Source organism: Streptoalloteichus hindustanus (assembly GCF_900129375.1).
Lineage (GTDB): Bacteria > Actinomycetota > Actinomycetes > Mycobacteriales > Pseudonocardiaceae > Streptoalloteichus > Streptoalloteichus hindustanus.
Genome location: NZ_FQVN01000009.1, coordinates 140,086 through 163,808 on the forward strand (window position 1 = coordinate 140,086; position 23,723 = coordinate 163,808).

18 protein-coding genes are annotated in these 23,723 nt (G+C 74.5%); 8 read left to right on the top strand and 10 right to left on the bottom strand.

Features of this window, described 5'->3' with window-relative positions:
* Positions 1-58: 58 nt before the first annotated feature.
* From BUE43_RS25290 to BUE43_RS25300, 3 genes are all read right to left on the bottom strand, one after another.
* The gene (locus BUE43_RS25290; RefSeq protein WP_073487765.1) at positions 59-937 is read right to left on the bottom strand and encodes a glycosyltransferase family 2 protein; all 879 of its coding nucleotides are present in this window, start codon (positions 935-937) and stop codon (positions 59-61) included.
* Between the two features lie 61 nt (positions 938-998).
* Positions 999-2,129: a glycosyltransferase family 4 protein gene (locus BUE43_RS25295; protein WP_073488094.1), complete on the bottom strand. Its 1,131-nt coding sequence runs from the start codon at positions 2,127-2,129 to the stop codon at positions 999-1,001.
* Between the two features lie 122 nt (positions 2,130-2,251).
* Positions 2,252-3,388 (bottom strand): glycosyltransferase family 4 protein, encoded by a 1,137-nt coding sequence (locus tag BUE43_RS25300; RefSeq protein WP_073488096.1) that lies wholly within the window; start codon positions 3,386-3,388, stop codon positions 2,252-2,254.
* Between the two features lie 450 nt (positions 3,389-3,838).
* On the opposite strand from BUE43_RS25300, the gene BUE43_RS25305 reads away from it, so the two are divergent.
* From BUE43_RS25305 to BUE43_RS25315, 3 genes are all read left to right on the top strand, one after another.
* Positions 3,839-4,819, top strand: a complete 981-nt coding sequence (locus tag BUE43_RS25305; protein WP_234995911.1) for a glycosyltransferase family 2 protein — start codon at positions 3,839-3,841, stop codon at positions 4,817-4,819.
* A 235-nt stretch (positions 4,820-5,054) separates the two neighbouring features.
* Positions 5,055-7,571 (top strand): glycosyltransferase, encoded by a 2,517-nt coding sequence (locus tag BUE43_RS25310; protein WP_073488100.1) that lies wholly within the window; start codon positions 5,055-5,057, stop codon positions 7,569-7,571.
* Positions 7,558-8,658, top strand: a complete 1,101-nt coding sequence (locus BUE43_RS25315) for a glycosyltransferase family 4 protein (RefSeq protein ID WP_073487767.1) — start codon at positions 7,558-7,560, stop codon at positions 8,656-8,658. The genes BUE43_RS25310 and BUE43_RS25315 overlap by 14 nt, the downstream gene beginning before the upstream one ends.
* Positions 8,659-8,763: 105 nt before the next feature.
* Here the strand turns inward: BUE43_RS25315 and rfbD are convergent, their stop codons facing one another.
* Both rfbD and rfbB read right to left on the bottom strand, forming a co-directional pair.
* Entirely contained in the window at positions 8,764-9,672 is a 909-nt protein-coding gene (gene rfbD, locus BUE43_RS25320; protein WP_073487769.1) for a dTDP-4-dehydrorhamnose reductase, read from the bottom strand.
* Between the two features lie 57 nt (positions 9,673-9,729).
* Complete coding sequence (gene rfbB / locus BUE43_RS25325; RefSeq protein WP_073488102.1) at positions 9,730-10,725, bottom strand: dTDP-glucose 4,6-dehydratase; 996 nt, start codon at positions 10,723-10,725, stop codon at positions 9,730-9,732.
* 355 nt (positions 10,726-11,080) lie between these two features.
* On the opposite strand from rfbB, the gene BUE43_RS25330 reads away from it, so the two are divergent.
* The 3 genes from BUE43_RS25330 (at position 11,081) to BUE43_RS25340 (ending at position 15,338) form a co-directional block, all read left to right on the top strand.
* Positions 11,081-12,928, top strand: a complete 1,848-nt coding sequence (locus tag BUE43_RS25330; RefSeq protein ID WP_234995912.1) for an LCP family protein — start codon at positions 11,081-11,083, stop codon at positions 12,926-12,928.
* 137 nt (positions 12,929-13,065) lie between these two features.
* Positions 13,066-14,466: an LCP family protein gene (locus BUE43_RS25335; protein ID WP_234995913.1), complete on the top strand. Its 1,401-nt coding sequence runs from the start codon at positions 13,066-13,068 to the stop codon at positions 14,464-14,466.
* 110 nt (positions 14,467-14,576) lie between these two features.
* Entirely contained in the window at positions 14,577-15,338 is a 762-nt protein-coding gene (locus BUE43_RS25340; RefSeq protein WP_073487772.1) for a TIGR03089 family protein, read from the top strand.
* On the opposite strand, the gene BUE43_RS25345 is transcribed toward BUE43_RS25340, so the two are convergent.
* From BUE43_RS25345 to BUE43_RS25365, 5 genes are all read right to left on the bottom strand, one after another.
* Entirely contained in the window at positions 15,307-15,744 is a 438-nt protein-coding gene (locus BUE43_RS25345) for a DoxX family protein (protein WP_073487774.1), read from the bottom strand. The genes BUE43_RS25340 and BUE43_RS25345 overlap by 32 nt on opposite strands.
* An 823-nt stretch (positions 15,745-16,567) precedes the next feature.
* Positions 16,568-17,731 (bottom strand): acyl-CoA dehydrogenase family protein, encoded by a 1,164-nt coding sequence (locus tag BUE43_RS25350; RefSeq protein ID WP_073487776.1) that lies wholly within the window; start codon positions 17,729-17,731, stop codon positions 16,568-16,570.
* A gap of 239 nt (positions 17,732-17,970) precedes the next feature.
* Positions 17,971-18,447 (bottom strand): 5-(carboxyamino)imidazole ribonucleotide mutase, encoded by a 477-nt coding sequence (purE, locus tag BUE43_RS25355; RefSeq protein WP_073488107.1) that lies wholly within the window; start codon positions 18,445-18,447, stop codon positions 17,971-17,973.
* A gap of 156 nt (positions 18,448-18,603) precedes the next feature.
* Entirely contained in the window at positions 18,604-19,788 is a 1,185-nt protein-coding gene (locus tag BUE43_RS25360) for a 5-(carboxyamino)imidazole ribonucleotide synthase (RefSeq protein WP_073487778.1), read from the bottom strand.
* Between the two features lie 328 nt (positions 19,789-20,116).
* Positions 20,117-20,323 (bottom strand): hypothetical protein, encoded by a 207-nt coding sequence (locus BUE43_RS25365; protein WP_073487780.1) that lies wholly within the window; start codon positions 20,321-20,323, stop codon positions 20,117-20,119.
* A gap of 226 nt (positions 20,324-20,549) precedes the next feature.
* Between BUE43_RS25365 and BUE43_RS25370 the strand changes: the two genes are divergently transcribed.
* Together BUE43_RS25370 and BUE43_RS25375 are read left to right on the top strand one after the other, a co-directional pair.
* On the top strand, positions 20,550-23,018 hold the full coding sequence (locus tag BUE43_RS25370) for a sigma-70 family RNA polymerase sigma factor (protein WP_073487782.1): 2,469 nt from the start codon (positions 20,550-20,552) through the stop codon (positions 23,016-23,018).
* Between the two features lie 87 nt (positions 23,019-23,105).
* The gene (locus BUE43_RS25375; RefSeq protein WP_073487784.1) at positions 23,106-23,651 is read left to right on the top strand and encodes a GtrA family protein; all 546 of its coding nucleotides are present in this window, start codon (positions 23,106-23,108) and stop codon (positions 23,649-23,651) included.
* Positions 23,652-23,723: the final 72 nt, after the last annotated feature.

Here is a 23,723-nt window from a genome sequence, read left to right on the forward strand (position 1 = left end):
CGGGTGGCCCTCACCAGGGAAAACGTGGTGAAGGCCACCTCGGGAGCCGGACCGCGCCTCAGCGCTCACCGGCGCGCGCCTCCAGCCGGGACCGCACCGCGAGCCCCGCCTTCACCGCCAGCCGCAGCGGCGCCCAGACCGGACCGCGGTGCCGGTCGGCGATGAACTGGTAGGCGCTGTCGTGGTGCGCGGCGAGCATCCGGGCCGACGAGTGCCGCGTGGAGTGGCCGCCGATGTGCGTCACCTCGGCCGTGGGCACGTAGACGTTCTGCCACCCGGCCCTGGCGAGCCGGTCCCCGAGGTCGACGTCCTCGAAGTACATGAAGTAGCGCGGGTCGAACCCGTCGACGGAGTCGAAGGCCGTGCGCCGCAGCAACAGGCACGAGCCGGACAGCCACCCGGCGGCGCGCTCGACGACCGCCGTGTCGGACTGGCGGTAGGCCCGGCTCCACGGGTTGGCCGGCCAGACCCTGCCGAGCACCGCGTGGCCGACACCCTTGCCCAGCGAGGGAACCAGCCGCGCCGACGGGTAGACCGCACCATCCGGCTCCCGCACCAGCGGCCCGAACGCGCCGCCGCGCCGCCACCGCCCGGCCGCCGCCAGCAGCTCGTCCAGCGAGCCGGGCGCCCACTCGACGTCCGGGTTCGCCACGACGACCCAGCCGACCTCGGGGGGAAGCTGCGCGATCGCCCGGTTCGCCGCCGTGCCGTACCCCAGGTTCGCGCCGGTGCGGAACAGCTCGACGCCGTCCCGCTCCGCGGCGCGCTCGGGCGCGCCGTCCACCGAGCCGTTGTCGGCGAGCACCACCCGGACCTGGCGCGTTGTCGCCGTGGCGAGGGTGTCCAGGAAGCGCTCCAGCGCCTCTCCTGGCGAGTAGGTGACGGTCACGACGGCGAGCTCGTCGCCGTAGGGCGTGGTCTGCTGGGGCTGGCTCACGCCGCCACATTCTGCCGCTGCCGCGTGGCGGCCACCCGCACCGCCGTCCCGCCGGGCACGGTCACCGACCGCGGCGGCGCAGCACGTGCGCCCGCCCGTACGCCTCGCGGTGCCGGACCGAGCTCGCCGCCCAGGAGAACTCCTTGGACCGCCGCTGCGCGGCGCTGGCGAGCGCCGACCGGCGCGCGGGGTCGTCCAGCAGGTCGCCGAGCGCGCCGGCGATGTCGCCGGCCCCGACGCCGCAGTAGGCCACCGTGTCCCCGCCCACCTCGGGCAGGCTCAGCCGCCGCGTGGTCAGCACGCACGCGCCGCAGGCCATCGCCTCCAGCACCGGCAGGCCGAACCCCTCGCCGAGGCTCGGGTAGGCGACCAGCTCCGCCCCGCCCAGGAACCCGGCGAGCCCCTCGAACGGCAGGTAGCCGGCCCGGATCACCCGGACCCGGTGCGGCACGGTGTCCAGGGCGCGCTCCACCTGGCCGTCCCAGCCGGGCTGGCCGGCGAGCACGAGCGCGGGCGCGTCGGCCCTGCCCTGGCAGGCCCTGGCGAACCCGCGGATCAACGCGGGCACGTTCTTGCGCGGCTCCAGCGCGCCCAGGAACGCCACGTACGGGGTTCCCTCCAGGGCCAGGTCGCGCCGGACGGCGGCGACCTCCTCGGGCGTCGGCGGGTGGAACCGCTCGGTGTCGACGCCGTGGTGCGCGACCTGGAGCGCCCTGCGGTCGGCCCCGGCCACCCGCACCAGCTCGTCGGCGGTGGCCCTGCTGGGCACGATGTTCAGCTCGGCCCGCCGCAGCGACGCCCTGGTCCACGCCCGGAAGAACCGGGCCTTGACCGAGGAGTGCAGACCGGCGTCGGTGAAGAAGGTCGCGTCGTGCAGCGTAACGACGGAGGCGACCGGATTGGCCAACGGCGTGGTGTAGTGCGGTGAGTGCAGCACGTCCACGTTCAGTCGGCGGACCAGCCTGGGCAGGGTGGTCTGCTCCCAGGTGAGCCGGGCGGTGCGGGTGGCGACCGACTCGGCGGCCGGCACCACCCTGGACCCCGGCGCGAGCCGGGTGAACAACTCGGCGTCCCTGGGCTGGCAGACGACCGTCAGGCGGGCGCCGTCGGAGTCCAACGCGGCCACCAACGCGTCCACGTAACGGCCGACGCCACCGCGGTCGGCAGGGACGGCGGTCGCGTCGACGAGCACGCTGGGGTCGGCGAGTGGCACCAGGGAAGCCTAAGGCTCGCGGTGACCGGCCAGGTCCCGTTTGGTCGAGTCGCGCACCACTTGGCGGCACCCCCGGCGCCGGCGCGGCCGGCCGTCGTCGCTCAGCGCAACCCCCCGCGCCGGGCTCCGTGCAATTCCAGGTGTACTCGCCAGACGGCCTCGGCCGCGCTGGTCCACGCGAACCCGGCGGCGCGCCGCCGTCCGGCCTCGGCCATCTCCGCGCGCCGTGCCGGGTCGTCGGCGACCGCCCGCAGGGCGCGGGCCAGCCCGGCGGCGTCGCCCCGCTTGACCACCACCCCCGCGCCGCCGGCGACCTCGACCAGGGCCGGCGCGTCGGAGTGCACGACCGGCACGCCGGCGGCCATCGCCTCCAGCACCGGCAGGCCGAACCCCTCGGCCATGCTCGGCGCGGCCAGCACCCTGGCCCGGTGCAGCACGACGGCGAGCTCCTCGTCGCTGACCCGCCCCAGCACGACCAGGCGCTCCGCCGGCAGGTAGTGCCGCCGGGCCAGCGCCACCGGGTCCACCCCGCCCCAGCCGGGCGCGCCGGCCAGGACCAGCGGCAGGTCCGGCGCGTCGGCCCGGCCCATCGCCTCTACCAGGGTCTCGACGCCCTTGCGCGGCTCGATCGTGCCCACCGCGAGCACGTACTCCGCGGGCAGCCCGAGCCGGGCCACGACACCGTCGGCCACCCCGGCCGGCGGCGGCGTCGCGAGCGCCGCGGGCACGCCCTCGCCGACCACGTGCACCCGGGCCCCGCCCGGGGCGTGCCGGCCGAGCTCGGCGGCGACGGCGGACGTCGGCACGACCAGGGCGTCCGCCCGGTCCGCCGCCCGCCGGATCACCTTCCGGTGCCACAGGGCGCCCCGGCGGGTGAGGGTCTCCGGGTGGGTCCACGGCACGGTGTCGTGCACCGTCACGACCAGGGGGCGGTTCCGCCGGCTGGCGGGCGGCGCGAGCGGCGTCGGCGCGTGCACGGCGTCCCCACCCGGCCACAGCGGCACGCCCTGCTCCCATGCGGCCACCAGGGCCCGGCGGGGCAGCGGCAGCACCCGGGGGCCGGCCACGCCGGGGATGACCGCGGCGGACGGGTCGGCGTGCCGGGAGACCACCCCGCCGACCTCCCAGCCCGCCGGCGCGGTCGCGGCCAGCGCCGCGGCCAGTTCCGCGGTGTAGCGGCCGGTCCCGCCCGGCACCGGGGCCAGGAGCTGCTCGGTGATCACGACGAGCTGGGGCACGGCGGCCAGCCTCCCACAGGCGGACGCGCACGGCGGGCACCGCCACCGCGCTCCCCGCGGCCAGTCGGCGGTCCCGCCGACCTCGTCCCGTCGGCCCGTTCCCACCCGACGGCCGGCCCATGCCCAGAACCAGGGCGTGCTCGCGGGGGTGATGCGAGAGAAGGCATCGTCGACCAGTAGGCCCTTGGTGATGGCCTCGCGATTGCCGCTGGTCAGTCACATCGTCAGAAGAACGCCGTCGCCCGCACTGATCAGTTGGCACGTGCGGCCGGGGCGAGCCCGGTCGACGCGCGAAGGGGCACAGCGCCGCCATCCCGGGAGCGGGGGCGCCACGGCGTGCGGAGCTGGCCGGGGGCCACCTCGATCAGCGGGCTCGATCGGGGGGTGGGTCGGACGGCGGAGCCACCCGGGGCGCGCCCGGGCCGGAAGCGGCTCCTAGGGTTTCCGCCCGTGGCGGAACAGGCGGAACAGGCCGCGCAGGTGGAACACCGGACGGCTCGCACCACCGTGGTGGTCGTGACGTGGCGGGGCCGCGAGCACGTCGGGGAGTGCCTGGACGCGCTCGCCGCCCAGGATCGTCCACACCGGACACTCGTGGTCGACAACGCCTCCGACGACGGCACCGCCGCGGTGCTGGCCGCGCACCCCGGCCGGCCGCACGTGCTCCGCCTCGGCCGCAACCTCGGGTACGCCGGCGGACTCGCCGCAGCTCTGTCCACTGTGGACACTCCGCTGGTCGCGTGGCTCAACGACGACGCCGCCCCGGAGCCGGGCTGGCTCGCCGCGCTGGAGGACGCCCTCGACGCCGACCCCGGCGTCGCCGCCGCCGGCTCGCTCCTGCTGTCCGCCGACGGCTCCGTCCAGTCCGCCGGCGTGCGGCTCACCGCCGACGGGCACGGCGCGGACCTGCCCGAGCCCCCGCCCAGCGACGACGAGCCGTTCGGCTTCTGCGGCGGCGCGGCGCTGACCCGCGTCGACGCGCTGCGCGCGGTGGGGGGCGTGCCCGCCGACTTCTTCTGCTACTACGAGGACACCGACACCGCGTGGCGGCTCCGCCTGGCCGGCCGGCGGATCGTGACCGTCCGCACCGCCAGGGTCGGCCACCGGCACGGGGCGAGCAGCCAGCCCGGTTCTGTGCGGTTCCACCGGTGGAACGAGCGCAACCGCCTGCTGATGCTGCTGCGCTGCGCGCCGGCCGGCGTCGCGGCCCGGGAGCTGGCCCGCTTCGCGCTGATCACCGCCCTGCTCCCGGCGCGCCGCGCGCTGGGCCGTCCGGTGCCCGACGCCGCGAACTTCCGCCTCTCCCTGCGCCTGGGCGTGCTGGGCCAGGTGCTGTCGCGGCTGCCGGCGACCGTGGCCGCCCGGCGGGAGATCGGGCGGCACGCCGCTGTGAGCCGCGCCACCGTCTGGCGGCGGTGGGCCGGCCGCTGAGCGGCTTCCCCGGCTGGTGCGGGTGGCCGCCCGACGCGGACCGTGGCCGACGTCACGGGGCGCGGGCGCGGGCCGACCGGCGGTCGGCGGACCAACCTTCCGGTACCCGCCCCGCCACCCGACGTGATGAGGCACGCTATGCGCACCGAAGAACCGCCCGTGGGCCCAGCGCCGGCGACGTCGGTTCGAGGGGGAACCGACGTGACGGAAGGAGCCCGAGGTGCCGGAGCAGGGGATGCTGCCCCTGGTGTCCGTGGTGGTGGTCAACTACCGCGGGGCCGACGACACCATCACCTGCCTGCGCGCCCTGCGCTCGGAGGTGGACTACCCGGCCGACCGGCTGCAGGTGATCTGCGTCGACAACGCGTCGGGTGACGGGAGCGCTGAGCGCATCCGCCAGGCGGTGCCCGACGTCGACCTGATCGAGTCCGAGGACAACCTGGGCTTCGCCGGTGGCTGCAACCTGGGCGTCGGGTACGCCAGGGGCGAGGTGCTCGCCTTCCTCAACAACGACGCCCGCCCCGACCGCGACTGGGTGCGCGCGGCGGTCGCCGCGCTGCGCGCCGAGCCCACGGTCGGCGCGGTGGCCAGCAAGGTCCTCGACTGGGACGGCACGACCGTCGACTTCGTCGACGGCGGCCTGACCTGGTTCGGCATGGGCTACAAGCGGCACGCGGGGCAGCCGGTGGCCGAGGTCTCCCCCGACCAGGTCGACGCCCCGAGGGACGTGCTGTTCGGCACCGGGTCGGCGATGTTCGTGCGCACCGAGCTGTTCCGCGAGCTCGGCGGGTTCGACGACCGCTACTTCATGTTCTACGAGGACGTCGACCTGGGCTGGCGGCTCAACCTGCGCGGCTGGCGCGTGCGGTACGAGCCGCGGTCGCTGACCTACCACCGGCACCACGGCTCGATGGGCGAGGTGCACTCCGCGCGCGAGTTCTACCTGCTGGAGCGCAACGCGCTCGCCACCCTCTACAAGAACCTCTCCGACGAGAGCCTGGCCAGGGTGCTGCCCGCCGCGCTGGCGCTGGCCGTGCGCAGGGCGACCGCCAGGGGCGACCTGGACGCCACCCAGCTGGAGATCACCCGCCGGCCGGCCAGCCGCGCCGAGGACGAGGCCCCGGTGGCGGTGCCCAGGGAGGCGCTGGCCGGCGTGCTGGCGATCGACCAGTTCGTCGAGCTGCTGCCGTCGCTGGCCGAGTCGCGGCGGGTGGAGCAGGCCTCGCGCGTGCGCACCGACGCGGACCTGGTCCCGTTGATGCGCAAGGCGATGGAGCCCGCCTACCCGCTGCCGCGCTACCTCGCCGCGCACGACGTGCTGGTCGAGGCGTTCGGGCTGGAGGAGGTGTTCGGCCGGCCGCGGCGGATCGTCGTGATCACCGGCGACGCGATCGGCGAGCGGATGGCCGGCCCGGCGATTCGCGCGTGGCACATGGCCGACGTGCTGTCCGGCGAGCACGACGTGCGCCTGGTGACGGTGAACCCGCAGTGCGCGCCGCCGCGCTCGGCGTTCCCCGTGCTGCACAGTCGGCCCAGGGATCTGGGCGAGCACGTCGACTGGGCCGACGTGGTCGTGCTGCAGGGCCACGTGCTGGAGATGGTGCCCCAGCTCAAGCAGGCCGACTCGACGAAGATCGTCGTCTGCGACGTCTACGACCCGATGCACCTGGAGCTGCTGGAGCAGGGCAAGGACGGCGACGACGAGCGGCGCCGGCTGGACCTGATCGGCGTGACCAACGTGCTCAACGCGCAGCTCCAGCGCGGGGACTTCTTCCTGTGCGCCTCGCAGCGGCAACGGCACTTCTGGCTCGGCCACCTGGCCGCGCTCGGCCGGCTCACCCCGGCGCTGTACGACACCGACCCCACCGTCCGGTCGCTGCTCGCCGAGGTGCCCTTCGGCCTGCCGGGCAAGGCCCCCGAGCGCACCCGGTCGGCGATCAAGGGCGTCGTGCCGGGCATCGGCGAGGACGACAAGGTCGTGCTGTGGGCGGGCGGCGTCTACAACTGGTTCGACCCGCTCACGCTGGTCCACGCGGTCGACCGCCTGCGCGGCTCGCACGACGACGTGCGGCTGTTCTTCCTCGGCATGAAGCACCCCAACCCGGACGTGCCCGAGATGGGGGTCGCCGGGCAGACCCGCCGGCTGGCCCAGCGGCTCGGCCTGGTCGACCGGCACGTCTTCTTCAACGAGACCTGGGTCCCGTACCACGAGCGGCAGAACTGGCTGCTGGACGGCGACTGCGGCGTCACGACGCACTACGAGCACGTGGAGACCGAGTTCGCGTTCCGCACCCGCGTGCTGGACTACCTGTGGGCCGGGCTGCCGATCGTGACCACGGACGGCGACTCGTTCGCCGACCTGGTGCGCCGCGAGCGGTTGGGCGTGGTGGTCCCCGCCGAGGACCCCGAGGCGCTGGCCGACGCGTTGGAGCGGGTCCTCTACGACACGGAGTTCGCCGCCGGCTGCCAGGAGCGCATCGCCCTGGTGCGCGAGCGGTTCACCTGGGAGCACGTCCTGTCCCCGCTGGTCGACTTCTGCCGCAACCCCCGGCCGGCCGCCGACCGGCTGCGCGGCAGCCACGCGCCGCTGGTGCGCCCGGCGCCGCTGGGCGTGTCCGGCCGCATCCGACGGGACCTCTCGCTGGTCAAGGAGTACCTGGACGCCGGGGGCGCGGCCGAGGTGGCCAAGCGCGCCACCGGTCGGCTGCGCCGGATCGCCTCGGAACGGTTGCGCGGCAATGGCTCGCGGTAGCCGACGGGTGCGGGTGCTGCTCGACGGCACCCCGTTGTTGGGGCACCGCACCGGAATCGGCCGCTACACGGCCGCGCTCGCCGAGGAGCTCGCGAGTATGTCCACTGTGGACGTACGTGCGGTGGCGTTCACGGTGCGGGGCTGGCGGGCACTGAGGTCCGTGCTGCCGCACGGGTTGCGGGCGCGGGGCCTGCCCGCGTCGGCCCGCCTGCTGCGGCAGTGCTGGCTGCGCGGCCCCTTCCCGCCGGTCGAGCTGCTCGCCGGCCCGGCCGACGTCGTGCACGCGACCAACTTCGTGCTGCCGCCGGCCGTGCGCGCCGGCGGCGTGCTGACGATCCACGACCTGGCCTTCCTCGACCGGCCGGACGAGCTGCCCCCGGTTGAGCGGGACCTGCCCGAGCTCGTCCGGCGCTCGGCCCAGCGGGCCGCCGTCGTCTGCACGCCGACCGCGGCCGTGGCCCGCGTGGTGGTGGACCGGCTGGCGGTGCCGGAGGACAAGGTGACGGTGACCCCGCTGGGCGTCGACCCGGCGTGGTTCGCCGCGCGCGCCCCCGGCGAGCAGCTCCGCCGCCGCCTCGGCCTGCCGGAGCGGTACCTGCTCTTCGTCGGCGCGGACGGGCCGCGCAAGGGGCTGCCGCACCTGCTGGCCGCGCACCGGGCCCGCCCCGAGCTGCCGCCCCTGGTGCTCACCGGCCCGAGCGGCGGGCTTCGCGTGTCCAATGTGGACGGTCGCGTGCTGCGAACCGGCTACCTGTCCGATGTGGACCTCAGGAGCGTCGTCGCCGGGGCCGCCGCGCTGGTGCTGCCCTCCAGGGACGAGGGTTTCGGGCTGCCCGTCCTGGAGGCGCTGGCGTGCAGCGTGCCGGTGGTGTGCTCGGACGTCCCCGCGCTGCGGGAGGTGGCCGGCGGCCACGCCTGGCACGTGCCCGTCGGCGACGTCGAGGCACTTGGCGCGGCGTTGACCGAGGCCCTGGAGTCCACCGAGGACGCCCAGACGTTGGCGGCCCGCCGCGCCCGCGCGTCGGAGTTCACGTGGCGTCGGTGCGCGGAGACCACCATCGCCGCCTACCACCGCGCCGCGCCCTGACCGGTCCGGGTCCGGTGGTGGCGCGCGCCGCCGGACCCGGTCAGCCCCCGTCAGAACTCCGGGGGCAGAACTCAGCGGCCGGAGCCGAAGAGTCGGAGCTGGGGGTCAGGCGAAGGCGCCCGCGGCGAACGCGGCGGTGAGCGCCTCGCGCCAGGGCCGCAACGGCGTCAGGCCGGCGTCCCGCCACGCGGCGCCCGAGAGCACCGAGTAGGCCGGGCGCGGCGCGGTCCGCGGGAAGTCGGCGGTCGTGCAGGGACGGACGCGGGTCACGTCCGCGCCCAACTCCTCGAACACGGCGCGGGCGAGCCCGAACCAGGTGGTGTCGCCGGCGTTCGTGCAGTGCAGCACCCGCGCGGCCGGGCCACGGCCGACGGCGACCGCGCGCGCCAGCTCCAGCAGGCCGGCGGCGAGGTCGGCCGACCAGGTCGGCGTCCCGCGCTGGTCGTCGACGACGGCCAGCGTCTCCCGCTCCCGCTCCAGCCGGCACATCGTCTTCACGAAGTTGGCGCCGTGCGCGCCGTAGACCCAGGCGGTGCGCACCACCCAGCCGCGCTCGCAGCCCCGCAGCACCTCCCGCTCGCCGGCGAGCTTGCTGCGCCCGTAGACCGACTGCGGCCCGGTCGGGTCCTCGGGCTCGTAGGGCCGGTCGCCGTCGCCGGGGAACACGTAGTCGGTGGAGACGTGGAGCAGCGGGACGCCCTGCGCGGCGCACGTCGTCGCCAGCAGCCGCGGCCCGTCCGAGTTCACCTGGAACGCCCGCTCGACGTCCGACTCGGCCGCGTCCACCGCCGTGTACGCCGAGGCGTTCACCACCACCGGCCGCAGCCCGGCGTCCCGCGCCGCCGCGGCCAGGACGGCGACCGCGTCGGCGACCGCCTCCCGGTCCGTGACGTCCAGCTCGCCGGAGCCGGGGGCGTGGGCGAAGCCCACCTCCGGGGCCGCGTCGGCCAGGACGGCCAGGTCGCGGCCGAGCTGACCGCGGCCCCCGGCCACCAGGAGTGCCAGACCCGTCATCACGAGACCTGCCTACGGGATCGAGTTCGGTGTGCGGACCGGGTGGGCGCTCGGCGCTCAGCCGCGACCGAGCGCCGAGCGCCGCTTGAGCGGCTCCCACCACTCGCGGTTCTCGCGGTACCAGGCCACCGTGCGGGCCAGGCCCTCCTCGAACGGCACGCGCGGCCGGTACCCCAGCTCGCCGGAGATCTTGCTGATGTCGACCGAGTACCGGCGGTCGTGGCCCTTGCGGTCGGTCACGTGCTCGACCATCGACCAGTCGGCGCCCATGGCGGTCAGCAGCCGCTCGGTGAGCTCCCGGTTGGTCAGCTCGGTGCCGCCCCCGATGTTGTAGACCTCGCCCGGCCGGCCGCCCTCGACCACGAGCTGGATGCCCCGGCAGTGGTCGTCGACGTGCAGCCAGTCCCGCACGTTCAGGCCGTCGCCGTAGAGCGGCACCTTCGCCCCGTCCATGAGGTTGGTCACGAACAGGGGGATGACCTTCTCGGGGAACTGGTACGGACCGTAGTTGTTCGAGCACCGCGTGACGCAGACCGGGAGGCCGTGCGTGCGGTGGAAGGCCCTGGCGAGCAGGTCGGAGCTGGCCTTGGACGCCGAGTAGGGCGAGTTCGGCTCCAGCGGGTGGTCCTCCGGCCAGGACCCGCTGTCGATCGAGCCGTACACCTCGTCCGTGGAGACGTGCACGAACTTGCCCACGCCGGCCTCCAGCGCCGCCTGCAGCAGCGTCTGGGTACCCAGGACGTTGGTGAGGACGAACTCGGCGGAGCCCAGGATCGAGCGGTCCACGTGCGACTCGGCCGCGAAGTGCACCACGACGTCGACCTCGGTCATGAGCTTGCCGACCAGCTCGGCGTCGCAGATGTCGCCCCGGACGAACCGCAGCCGGTCGCCGGCGTCGGCGACGGGAGCGAGGTTGGCCTCGTTGCCGGCGTAGGTGAGCTTGTCGAGCACGACGACCTCGGCGTCGGCGAACGCCGGGTAGGCGCCCCCGAGCAGCTCCCGCACGTAGTGCGACCCGATGAAGCCGGCACCACCCGTGACCAGGACTCGCATGTCACCCTTCCTCGCGCCGCTGGCGAGCGTCGGCGTGTCGTCGGCTCGCGCGTCGACCCGGGCGGACGCGCGGAGCGCGTCGCGACATCCGAGCCCGACCTCCTGCCCCCGGGTGATTCCACGGGTTCCTCCGTGTCGGAACACGGGCCCACGGGCAGTCCTCCGGTGCAGTCTGTCACGTCCGAGACAACCCGTACGGCGGGGGCGACGTCTAGTTGTGACGAGAAGCTGCCACGGATCTCACACCGGGTCGTTAGCCTGAACCCCACCGGCCCGGGCTTCGAGCGCCCCGGGCCGGCTTGCGATGTCCTGACGGCGGACACGACGGCGGACGCCGGCTCTGGGAGGTGCACGCGTGAACGAACGGCCACCGCGGCCGGGGGGATCCGGTGGGTTCCCCGGTCAGGGAGTTCCGCCACGCGGACCGGGACCGGCTCGGACGCCGCCGGCCGGCCCCCCGCCGGCCGCCCGGCCCGGTGGTCCGGTCCGCGGCCAGGGTCAGGGCCGACCCGGCCCGCCGCCGGCCGGAGACCCGACCGTCGCCCGCTCCCGCGCCGGCCGCGTCCCGCCGCCCGCCGTCGAGCCGCCCGACCCGAGGACCTCACGTCCGGGTGAGCCGATCGCCCGGCCCGAGCGGATTCACCCCCGCCCCACGAAGGCGCTGCCGACCAGGGCGCTGTCGACCGGCGGGGACCGCCGCCCCGACCGCGACCCCGCCCCGGCGCGGGAGCGGGACCGGCCCCGGCACGGCCTGCGGGCCGTCCTGGTCGCCGGCAAGACCGCGGTGACGCTGGTCTCGGTGGTCGTGCTGGGGGTCACCGGCTACGCGTGGGCCACCTACAAGGACCTCAGCAGCGGCATGACCACCACGAACGTCATCGCCAAGCGGGAGGGCCCGAAGCCGGCCGACGGCGCCACGGACATCCTGCTGGTGGGCAACGACAGCCGCACCGACCCCCAGGGCAACCCGCTGCCCAAGGACGTGCTGGAGCAGCTGCGCGCCGGCGCGAACGAGGGCGAGCTCACCGACACGCTGATCCTGCTGCGCCTGCCGAACGACGGGCGCAAGGCGGTGGCGTTCTCCTTCCCCCGCGACTCCTACGTCCACATCCCGGGCGGCTACGGCCAGCACAAGATCAACTCGGCGTTCGGCCGGTCCAAGCGGGACGCCTTCGAGCGGCTGACCAAGCAGGGCGTGCCCAAGCAGAAGGCCGAGCAGGAGGCGCAGGCCGAGGGCCGCAAGACCACGATCCAGACGATCGAGCAGGTCAGCGGCGTCAAGATCGACCACTTCGCCGAGGTCAACCTGCTCGGCTTCTTCAAGATCACGCAGGCCATCGGCGGCGTCGAGGTCTGCCTCAAGCGCAACACCAAGGACTACAAGTCGGGCGCGGACTTCAAGGCCGGGGTGCAGACCATCTCCGGCGGCGACGCGCTCGCCTTCGTCCGCCAGCGCGAGGACCTGCCGCGCTCGGACCTCGACCGCGTGGTGCGGCAGCAGGTGTTCATGGCCGGTCTGGCCAAGAAGATGCTCTCGGCGGGCGTGCTCACCGACTCGAAGAAGCTCAACGAGCTCATCGAGGCCCTGAAGCAGACGGTGGTGCTGGACGAGGGCTGGGACGTGCTCGGCTTCGCCCAGCAGATGCAGGGCATCACCGGCGGCAGCATCAGCTTCGAGACCATCCCCACCGGACGGCCCGACCTGCCCACCGGCGACGGCCAGGCGGTCCAGGTCGACCCCGCCCAGGTGAAGGCCGCGGTGGCGAAGGCCATCGGCGAGGAGAACGCCGGCAAGTCCGGCGGCTCCCCCTCGCCGACGCCGGCCGCCGACAACTCGCGGGTCACCGTCGACGTGCGGAACTCCTCCGGCGCGGTCGGACTGGCCACGCGGGTGCTGGACTCGTTGGGCGCCAAGGGTTTCACCGCCGGCGACGCGGCGAACGCCCCGTCCCGCAAGGCGTCGGTGGTGCGGCACGCCAAGGGCGAGGAGCCGGCGGCGCGACGCGTCGCCGACGCGCTCGGCGGCCTCGCCGTGGAGCCCGACACCAACCTGCCCGCGGGCCGGGTCCGGGTCTTCCTGGGCGCCGACTACGCCGGCCCCGGCGCGAACGGACTGCTGGCCGGGGGCCTGTTCCAGGCCGAGGCGCCGCAGTCGCCCGCGGAGCCGCAGATCACCGCCAACGGGGTCACCTGCGTCGACTGACCCCGCTCCGGGGCGGGAGTCCGGTGACCCACCGCTCCCGCCTCACCCGGTCGCCCGATCACGAGTACCCTCGTTCGGTTTACCCTCTTTCAGGGGGAAGCACAGGCCGCCGCGTCGCGGCGGGAGAGGGGCAGAAGGTGGAGGACCGGCCCACGCGGACCGGCCCGGACGACGGGCTGCCGGAGGGGGAGGCGCCGTCGGCGCCGGTGGCGCCCGACGTCGTCGAGGCCGCGGCGCCCGCCGCGCGCCGCCCCGGCCGGGGCGGGAAGATCGCGTTGGCGGCCGCGCGCACGGTCGTGGCGCTGGCGTCGGTGGCGGCGCTGACCGTGACCGGTATCGCGTGGTCCAAAGTGGACAGTTTCAACGAGGAGCTGCCCACGACCGACATCCTCGCGAACATCCCGGTCCCGCCCAGCACACCGGCCGACGACGGTGCCGTCGACATCCTCCTGGTGGGCAGCGACAGCCGGACCGATGTGCAGGGGAACCCGTTGCCGGCCAACGTTCTCCGCAAGCTGCGCACCGAGGGAACCGCCACCCTCAACACCGACACGGTGATCCTCGTGCGGGTGCCGCGCTCCGGCGGGCAGGCGCACGCGGTGTCGATCCCGCGGGACACGTCCGTGCCCATCCCGGACTACCGCGAGGACAAGATCAACGCGGCGTACGGGGTCACCAAGGCCCGTGCGGCGCAACGACTCCGGGACCAGGGCGAGCGCGACTCCGCCCGGGTCGAGCAGGAGTCCGACCAGGCCGGCCGGCGCGCGCTGGTGCAGGTCGTGCAGGAGCTGACCGGCGTGCGCGTCGACCACTACGCCGAGGTCAACCTCTACGGGTTCTACCTGCTCACCGAGGCGCTGGGCGGAGTGGACGTGTGCCTGCTGCACGCGACGAGCGACCCGAACTCGGGCGCCCGGTTCCGGGCGGGCCCGCAGACCGTCTCCGGCGGGGACGCGCTGGCCTTCGTCCGCCAGCGGGACGGGCTCCCCCGCTCCGACCTCGACCGGATCGTGCGGCAGCAGGCGTTCCTGGCCTCGGCGGTGAACAAGGTGCTGTCCACCGGCACGCTCACCGACCCGGACCGGCTGTCCGGGCTGCTGGAGGCCGCGCGGCGGTCGGTGGTGCTGGACCAGGGCTGGGACGTGCTCGGCTTCGCCCAGCAGATGCAGGGCATCACCGCCGGCAACGTGGACTTCACCACGATCCCGGTGGGCCAGGTGGGCGTCCTGAACGAGCGGAAGCAGAGCATCATCACCGTCGACGTCGACCAGGTGCGGCGGTTCGTGGCCGGGCTCGCCCCGACCTCGGGCGGCTCGCCCGCCGGGTCGTCCGCGCCGAGCGCGACCTCCTCCGCCAGCGCCCCGCCGAGCTCGGGGGCGCCGGGGACCCCGGATGGCGGGCAGCGGTTGGCGGGCGGGACGATGTTCCGGCCGGACGGCCTCGGCCCCGTCGCGGGTCGGGGAGCGCGCATCCAGCCGGCCGCCGACCCGAACAACGCGGCGCCGATCGCGGCGGGTGGCGTGCCGTGCGTGAACTGAGCTGAGCCAGCGGTGGACCGCGGGCAAGGGATGATCACGCGCGTGGAGCGCGTGGCGGTAGGAGCACGACGCGGGCGACCGGGACGCGGGCGACAGGGGAGCGGACGACGATGAGCATCACCGACAGGCTGCTGGGCGCGCTGCTCGCGGCGGACCCGGGTCGACCGCTGATCACCTACTACGACGACGCCACGGGCGCGAGGGTGGAGCTGTCCCGCGCGACCATCGCGAACTGGGCGGCCAAGACGGCCAACTGGCTCGTGGACGAGCTGGACGCGGAGCCGGGCAGCCCGGTGGCCGTGGCGCTGCCGGCGCACTGGCAGACCGTGGGCGTCCTGCTCGGCGCCTGGTGGTGCGGCGCCGAGGTGACCGACGACCCCGCCGGCGCGCTGGTCGCGTTCACGCGGCCGGACGCCGAGTCGGTCGCGGCGGCCGGCGCGGCCGACCTGGTCGCCGCCGTCGCGCTGGACCCCATGGGGCGCGGGCTGACCGAGCCGCCGGCCGGGTCGGTGGACTACATCTCCTCGGCCAGGGTGCACGGCGACGCGTTCCGCCCCCCGCTGCCGGTCGACGGCGACACCCCCGCCCTCGTAGGGTCCACTGTGGACGAGGTACTGGCCGCGACTCGGGGCCGTGCCGAGGAGTTCGGTCTCGGCGCCGACGACCGCGTTCTGTCCACTGTGGAATGGGAGCTGCCGGGCGGCGTGCTCGACGGCCTGCTCGCGGTGCTGGCGGGCAGCGCCTCGCTGGTCCAGGTCGGCAACCCGGACGTGTCGGCGCTGCCCGCCAGGGCGGCCAGCGAGCGGGTGACCGCGACGCTGGGGGTCGAGCTGCCCGGCGTCAGGCGGCTGCCGGCTCCGACGCGCGGCTGACCGCGCGGCGTCCGAACAGGACGCGGTCCAGGCTGTAGGCGCCGCCGTTGAAACCCAACGCGATCGCGGCGGCGGCCAGCACCAGGACGTACTCGAAACCCTTCGGCAGGAACAAGCCGTTGGAGTGCACGAAGAACAACGCGCCGAACATGGCGAACGCCTGGAGCAGGCCGACCAGCGGGAGCAGGAGCCCGACGATCAGCGCCGCCCCGCCGGCGAACTCGACGAGCGCGGTGAACCAGGCCGACAGGGTCGGCAACGGAATGCCGATCTTGTCGAAGCCCGTCGCCGTGGCGCCCATGCCGTTGGTGACGAGCTTCTGCCACCCGTGGGCCATGAAGACCACGCCGATGGCGATGCGGGCGAACAACAATGCGAGGTCACGGATCCACGCCGGCAACTGCATCTGTCATCTCCTCGGATGCTGGGTGGTGGCAGGCGACCAGCCAGATCGGGGACGCCCGTTCGGGAACGAGGGATGTCGAGCCACGGCGGTCCGCCGATCAAACCGCAGCGGGCGCGACGGGCACAAGACTGCCCGGGGTTAGGTGAAATTTCAATCAAACCGGTCGGTCCGTGGCCCCGGTCACGCCTCCGGCCACGGCCCACGGGATCGTCGCGCCCTGGAGCCGCACGCCTTCGGCTCTGGCGAGCGAAAACCGGCGAGAGCTCACGCCGTGTGCCTGCCGGTCGCGCGGTGGTGGCGTGCAGTAGCGGCGCGTCGCCCACTGGCGTGGTGCTGTGTCTCCCGATCCGGTGATGACGCGTTCACCCGTCAGGACTGGCGGGAACGGCGGGTGATGCGTGCTCCGGAGGGGAGGTGTCTGTCATGGAGCCGTTCGAGGAGATCACACCGTGTGAGCCGGACGTGGTGCCGGTTACTGGTACCGCGTCATACGTGGTTGCTGTCATCCGCGGCCACGGGCTCGGGTCACAGCACGAAGAAGGGGCGGACCAGACATCCACCCCTTCCTGTTGACCCCGCCGGCCGGAACTGGCGACGCCTGCCGAAGTCCTCGCAGGGTCAGCCGGTCAGCGCGGCGATCCGCCATCCCGACTGGCCGAGCCCGGGGGGGCGCTCCTAGTGGAACACCGAGCGCCTCCAGCACTTCCGCGTGGGCCAACGTGGCCGTGGGCGGACTGTTCACGACCCCGGAACGACCGACGGCCCGGAGGCGTCCCGAACACGAGGAACGGGGAGCCTCCGGGCCGTCGGCGAGATCGTCGACCTAGCCCCGGAGCAGGGCGCGGGACATGACGACCCGCTGGATCTGGTTGGTGCCCTCGTAGATCTGGGTGATCTTGGCGTCGCGCATCATGCGCTCCACCGGGAAGTCCCTGGTGTAGCCGGCGCCGCCGAACAGCTGCACCGCGTTCGTGGTGACCTCCATCGCCACGTCCGAGGCGAAGCACTTGGCGGCGGCGGAGATGAAGCCGAGGTTCGGCTCGCCCCGCTCGGCCCGCGCCGCCGACACGTAGACCATGTGCCGCGCGGCCTCGACCTTCATCGCCATGTCGGCGAGCATGAACTGCACGCCCTGGAAGTCGCCGATCGCGCGGCCGAACTGCTTGCGGTCCCTGACGTAGGCGATCGAGGCGTCCAACGCGCCCTGCGCGATGCCCACCGCCTGCGCGCCGATCGTCGGCCGCGTGTGGTCGAGGGTGGCCAGCGCCGTCCTCAGACCGGTGCCGGGCTCACCGATGATCCGGTCCACCGGGATCGCGCAGTCCTGGAAGTGGATCTCCCTGGTCGGCGAGCCCTTGATCCCGAGCTTGCGCTCCTTCGACCCCACCTCGAAGCCGGGGTCGTCCCTGTGCACCACGAACGCGGAGATCCCCTGCGACGGCTTCGCCGCGTTCGGGTCGGTCACCGCCATCACGGTGTACCAGGTCGACTCGCCGGCGTTGGTGATCCAGCACTTGGTGCCGTTGAGCACCCAGTGGTCACCGTCCAGCCGGGCCCTGGTGCGCATCGAGGCGGTGTCCGAGCCGGCCTCCCGCTCGCTCAGCGCGTACGAGGCCATGGCCTCCCCGCTGGCGACCGAGGGCAGGACCTGCTTCTTCAGCTCCTCCGACGCCGACAGCAGGATCGGCATCGTGCCGAGCTTGTTGACCGCGGGGATCAGCGAGGACGAGGCGCAGACCCGCGCCACCTCCTCGATGACGATGCACGTCGCCACGGAGTCCGCGCCCTGGCCGTCGTAGGCCTCGGGCACGTGCACGGCGGCGAACCCGGACTTGACCAGGGCGTCGTGCGCCTCGACCGGGAAGCGCTCCTCCTCGTCGACGACCGCGGCGTGCGGGGCGATCTCCTTCTCGGCGAGCGCGCGAACCGCCTCCCGCAGCGCCTCGTGCTCCTCGGCGAGCTGGTAGGTGCCGAAGCTCGGGTTCACCTGAGTTACCTCCCAGTAGCCACTTCGCTGACCAGGATGTTAGCCCTCGTTCACCGGAGGACGTCTGTGCCCTGCGTCGCAACCGCCAGCCTGCCACGATCGGGGGAAGCGCGGCGAGAGCCGCGCGGCGCCAGGGCGGGCGAGCCCACCCGGGCGCCGGGACCAGCCAGAACCCGAACCGTGCCGGGCCGGATCGAGCCAGATCGGATCGGGCCGGATCGGATCGGGCCGAACCGCCGTCAGGAGCCGGTGACCCGCTCCCGCAACGCGGCGTCCTTGCCCAGCACCATCCGCTCCAGGTCGGCCTGGAAGGCGGCCATCTTCTGCTGCAGGGCGGGGTCCGTCGCGGCCAGCACGCGCACCGCGAGCAGACCCGCGTTGCGGGCGCCGCCCACCGAGACCGTCGCCACCGGCACGCCCGCCGGCATCTGCACGATCGACAGCAGCGAGTCCATGCCGTCCAGGTGCTTCAACGGCACCGGCACGCCGATCACCGGCAGGACCGTCGCCGAGGCCACCATGCCCGGCAGGTGCGCGGCGCCGCCGGCGCCCGCGATGATCACCCGCAGGCCCCGCCCCGCGGCCTCCCGCGCGTAGTCCAGCATCCGCTGCGGGGTGCGGTGCGCGGAAACCACGCCCACCTCGAACGGCACGTCGAACTCGGCGAGCGCCTGCGCCGCCGCCTCCATCACGGGCCAGTCGGAGTCACTGCCCATGATCACGCCGACCAACGGGTTGTCCGCCACGCCCTACTCCTTCCGTGGGACCCCACGACCGCGGGGTACGTCTGGTTCCGGCGCCGACCGCCCCCAGCGCCAGCGCCAGCGCCAGCGCCGCCGGACGCCAGGCGCCGGGCGGTCCGGCGGCGGGGCTCAGTGGATCTGGTGGCCGTCCAACCACACGGCGTGCGACAGCCAGTGCGCCGCCAGGCGGGCCTTCTCCCGCGCCTGCTCCATCCGCTCGCCGAGCACGTTGACGTGGCCGACCTTGCGGCCGGGGCGCTCCGCCTTGCCGTAGAGGTGGACGTGCGCGTCCGGGTACCGGGCGAACAGGTGGTGCAGCCGCTCGTCAACGCCCATCTCGGGGACGGTCGGCGCGCCGAGGACGTTCGCCATCACCACCGCGGGCGCCACCGGGTCCGTCGCGCCGAGCGGGTAGTCGAGCACGGCCCGGAGGTGCTGCTCGAACTGCGAGGTCAGCGACCCGTCCATGGTCCAGTGGCCGGAGTTGTGCGGCCGCATGGCCAGCTCGTTGACCAGGATGCCCGCGTCGGTGTCGAACAGCTCGACCGCCAGCACGCCCACGACGCCCAGCTCGTCGGCCACCCGCAGGGCGAGCTCCTGCGCGGACTCCGCCAGCTCCAGGTGCACCTCGGGCGCGGGCGCGAGCACCTCGACGCAGATGCCGTCCTTCTGCACCGTCTGCACCAACGGCCACGCGGCGCCCTGCCCGAACGGGGAGCGGGCGACCAGGGCGGCGAACTCCCTGCGCAGCGGCACGCACTGCTCGACGAGCAGCGGGGTGCCGGCCTCCAGCAGCTCGGGCACCACCCGCTGCGCGCTCTCCGGGGTGTTGAGCATCCACACGCCGCGGCCGTCGTAGCCGCCGCGCGCCGCCTTCAGCACGCACGGCCAACCGAACTTCGCGCCGAAGGCCGTCACGTCGTCCAGCCGGGTGACCTCGGCGAACGGCGGCACGGGCAGGCCGAGGTCGGCGAGCTTGCGCCGCATCACCAGCTTGTCCTGGGCGTGCACCAGGGCGTCCGGGCCGGGGTGGACCTTGACGCCGTCCGCGACCAACGCGTGCAGGTGCTCGGTCGGCACGTGCTCGTGGTCGAAGGTCAGCACGTCGCAGCCGCGGGCGAAGGCGCGCAACGCGTCGAGGTCGGTGTGGTGGCCGAGCACCACGTCCCTGGCGACCAGGGCGGCCGGATCGCTGTCGGAGACGGACAGCACGCGGAGGGACTGGCCGAGCGGGATGGCGGCCTGGTGGGTCATCCGGGCGAGCTGCCCGCCGCCCACCATGCCAACGACGGGGGTGCCGGTGCGGGGGTCCACGGGTTCGTCAGCCTAACGGAGCAGGGCGGACGGTCCGAACGGCACCGCCCGACTCCGCGTCGCGCGCCCGGCGCGCCAGCTCCTGGAGGCCCTCGGGCGCCCCGCCGGGCCGCCTCCCACCTCTCCCGGGACAGCCCCCACCCGCCCTGGGGGGCGAGCCCTGCTCCAGCCTACCGATCACGGCCCGGCCGCCGCAGGACACGAACCCCGACCTGTGGACAACTTGAGCACCTGTGGACAACTCGCCCCCGGGTCAACACGGAGGGTGAGACCCGACCCCTCCGCCGGGTACGAAGCCACGACAACCGGAGGACACTCCGAAACCTGGTCATTTCCCGGGAGCGGCCAGCACCACACCAGCAGCGACAGGGGAGACCAGCGGGCGCTCCCGCCTCACCCGGTCGGGGCCGGCCGACCACGCCTTCGGGTCAGCCGACCACCGTTGAACCACCAGTACCTTGATCATCGCCTGCTGGACGCCGAGCTCGTCGTCACGCCCCGCGAGCACCGCGGCCACGGACGGGCAACCGATCACGGGGCTCTCCCCGCGCCGAACACTCCCCGCCACCGGACCCCCGGGCCACGGGAAACCACCACCGGCGGTCCCCCGAAACGATCAACGACGGCCCGCTCCTCCCCCGACCTCTGGGCCGAATACACCAACGGGGTGACGGTGTCCGCCCCAATTCGTGACACCGTTCGGCGTGACGAAATCCGGTCCCGTTCGTCACACTGAGCGAGCAGGAGAGGGGAGGAACCGGGTGTCCACTGCCTCCGCGGACGTCCACGGCCCCAGCGACGGCGAACTGATCTCGGCCGTCCGAGGCGGAACCGTCGACGCATACGGCCAGCTCTACCAGCGACATGTCACCGCAGCCCACAACCTCGCCCGCCAACTCTCCCGCTCGTCGGCGGAGGCGGACGACCTCGTGTCCGAGGCGTTCGCCAAGGTGCTGGACACGCTCCGTACAGGGGGCGGCCCGGACACCGCGTTCCGCGCCTACCTGCTGACCGCGGTCCGGCACACCGCCTACGACCGGACGCGCCGGGAGCGCCGCGTCGCGCTGTCCGGTGACAGCACCGACGTCACCGCCGTCGCCCCACCCGCCCTGACCAGCGTCCCGTTCCGCGACACGGCCGTGGCCGGGCTGGAGCGCTCGCTGGCCGCGAAGGCGTTCGCCCGGCTCCCGGAGCGCTGGCAGGCGGTGCTGTGGCACACCGAGATCGAAGGACAGTCCCCCGCCCAGGTCGCCCCCCTCCTCGGGCTGACGCCCAACGGGGTGTCCGCGCTGGCCTACCGCGCCCGCGAGGGGCTGCGGCAGGCCTACCTCCAGGTGCACCTCGCCGAGACCGGTGGCCGGCGGTGCCGCGCCACCGTCGACCGGCTCGGCGCGTGGACCCGGGGCGGCCTGTCCCGACGGGAGACCGCCCAGGTCGAGAAGCACCTCGACGAGTGCGAGCAGTGCCGGGCGCTGGCCGCGGAGCTGGCCGACGTCAACGGCGCGCTGCGCGCGTTCGTCGCCCCGATCGTGCTGGGCGGGGCGGCCACCGCCTACCTCGCCTCCGCGGCGAAGCCGGCGGGCGGGGCGGGCGGCGCTGCCGCGACCGCCACCAGCACCACAGCCACCGGAACCACCGCCGGCGGACCCACGACGAACACCGGCGGAGCGGCCCGTCCACCCAGTTCGCTGCCCCGCCAGGCGGCGGGCACGGCGGCCTCCACCGCCGCGCTGGCGATCGTGGTGGCCGTGGGCCTGGTGGCCGGCCCCGCCGGCATCGAACTGCGGCTCGCCGAGCCACCGCCGCCGCCACCGAGAACCGGGCAGGCGCCCCCGGTCGCCCCGCCGCCGGCGCCCAGCTCCTCCGAGCCGTCGTCCGTCACCCCGCCACCGGTGGTTCCGCGAACGCCGGCCCCGCCACCGGTCGCGCCACCGAACCCGCCCGCACCGGAACCGCAGACCCCCGCGCCAGCACCAGCGCCGGCCCCGGCGCCACCGCCCCAGGACGTCGCGCCTCCCGACGACGCCCCCGGGCCACCCGTGCCCCCGGACCCGGCGAAGCCGGTGCCGAGCCTGGCGCTGAGCGCGCCCAGCTCGGTGTCCCTCGGGCCCGACCAGAGCGTCGAGCTGCCGATCACGGTGACCAACACCGGCGACAGCCCGTCCGACCCGGTGCGGCTCACCCTCGCGCTGCCGGAGGGCGTCACCGCCTCCCAGTCCCGCCCCTCGACCGCGCGGCTGCTCGCCGCCGGGCCAACCGACGGCGCCGCCACACCACCCACCGTGAGCTGCACCGGCAACATCGAGTGCGTCGCGGACCGCGGCCTGGCCGCGAAGGAGCAGATGACGTTCACCCTGCTGCTCGCCGCCGGGCCCCAGGTCAGCGACGGCACCATCACCGGCGACGTCCGGAGCGGGCCCACCGCGGCCATGCCGGTCACCGTCGGGCTCACCGTCCCGTCCCGCCGGCACGGCGTCGACCTCGACGTCCGGGTCGTGCGGTGGGGCCTGCCGCCGGCCACCCGCCTGGAGATCACCGCGCGCAACACCGGCGGCGTCACCGGCCGGCCGACGGTCACCGTGGAGACGCCGTGGCAGCTCCCGCCGATCACCGTGCAGCCCGGCTGCGCGCACAGCGGGCGCACCATCACGTGCACCGCCACCAGGGACGTGCGCCCCGGCGAGGAGTACCGCTTCTCCACGTGGTTCGTGGGCTGGAACACCCGCGGTCTCGTGCGGGTCGCCGCGCGGCTCGGCGACGCCGCCGCCGACCGGTCCGTCACCGTCGAGCACGGCGGCCCGGACGAGCCGGACACGGCACGCGCCACGCCGGAGCGCCTGCCCGCCGGCCCGGCCCACCCCCGGACCACGCCGACCACCTCGCCCGCGGGCCCGAGACCGACGGACGGGCCGGCGGCGCCCACCCCGAGCCCGAGCGACGCGGTCCGGCCGAGCCCCTCGACCACGTCCCCGCCCGCCCAGCCGACGCCCACGACGAGCGGGCCGCCGCCGACGACCAACCCCCCGCCCACCACCAACCCGCCGGCGACCACGACACCGGCCCCGACGACCACACCGGCGCCCAGCACCACGCCGGCTCCGTCGTCGACCGCGCCCGCCCCCGGGCCCCCGGCGGGAGCCACGCCCGCGGTGCGGTGCCAGGAGCCGACCGATCCCTCGCTGGCGCTGGCCCAGGGCGACCGGCCCTGCGACCCGCTCGCCCCGCGCTGACCGGAGAACTGCGACGAGAATCACGCCGTCCAGCGGGGAATGACGGTTGCGGGAACCGATCAAGTCGGTCTCCGTACACTCATCGGAGTGTCCGTCGCCGATACCGTGATGAGCCGAATCCCGCCCCGACTGCGGGAAGTGGCCTACAAGCACCGGGAGCTGTTGAAGTTCGCCATCGTCGGCGGAACCACCTTCGTGATCGACACCGCGATCTTCTTCCTCCTGAAGACCACGATCCTCTCGCCCAAACCGGTCACGGCGAAGGTGCTCGCCACGCTGGTGGCGACGATCGTGTCGTACATCCTCAACCGGGAGTGGTCCTTCCGGGAGCGCGGCGGGCGCGAGCGGCACCACGAGGCCGCGCTGTTCTTCGTGCTCAACGGCATCGGACTGGCGCTCAACGCCGCGCCGCTGTGGGTCTCCCGTTACGTCTTCGACCTCCAGGAACCGGACGTGAGCCGGTTGGTCCAGGAGATCGCGGACTTCGCCAGCGCGCAGATCGTCGGAACCCTCGTGGCGATGGTGTTCCGGTTCTGGGCCTACCGGAAGTGGGTTTTCCCCGACGAGAACGGGCGCTCCCGGCGGGGCAGCGTGCAGGAGGACGCGACCGTCGAGGAACTCGGGCACTCCTGACGCGTCGGACTCGGACAGGGGCGGTGTGCGGTTCTCCGCACACCGCCCCTCTCCGTTCTCCCACCCGAACCG

What these genes read in the sequence shown, in the direction of transcription:
- BUE43_RS25315 (WP_073487767.1), top strand. Translation starts at nt 7,558, where the DNA reads ATGGCTCGCGGTAGCCGACGGGTGCGGGTGCTGCTCGACGGCACCCCG.
- rfbD (WP_073487769.1), bottom strand. Translation starts at nt 9,672, where the DNA reads ATGACGGGTCTGGCACTCCTGGTGGCCGGGGGCCGCGGTCAGCTCGGC.
- BUE43_RS25310 (WP_073488100.1), top strand. Translation starts at nt 5,055, where the DNA reads ATGCTGCCCCTGGTGTCCGTGGTGGTGGTCAACTACCGCGGGGCCGAC.
- rfbB (WP_073488102.1), bottom strand. Translation starts at nt 10,725, where the DNA reads ATGCGAGTCCTGGTCACGGGTGGTGCCGGCTTCATCGGGTCGCACTAC.
- BUE43_RS25345 (WP_073487774.1), bottom strand. Translation starts at nt 15,744, where the DNA reads ATGCAGTTGCCGGCGTGGATCCGTGACCTCGCATTGTTGTTCGCCCGC.
- purE (WP_073488107.1), bottom strand. Translation starts at nt 18,447, where the DNA reads ATGGGCAGTGACTCCGACTGGCCCGTGATGGAGGCGGCGGCGCAGGCG.
- BUE43_RS25340 (WP_073487772.1), top strand. Translation starts at nt 14,577, where the DNA reads ATGAGCATCACCGACAGGCTGCTGGGCGCGCTGCTCGCGGCGGACCCG.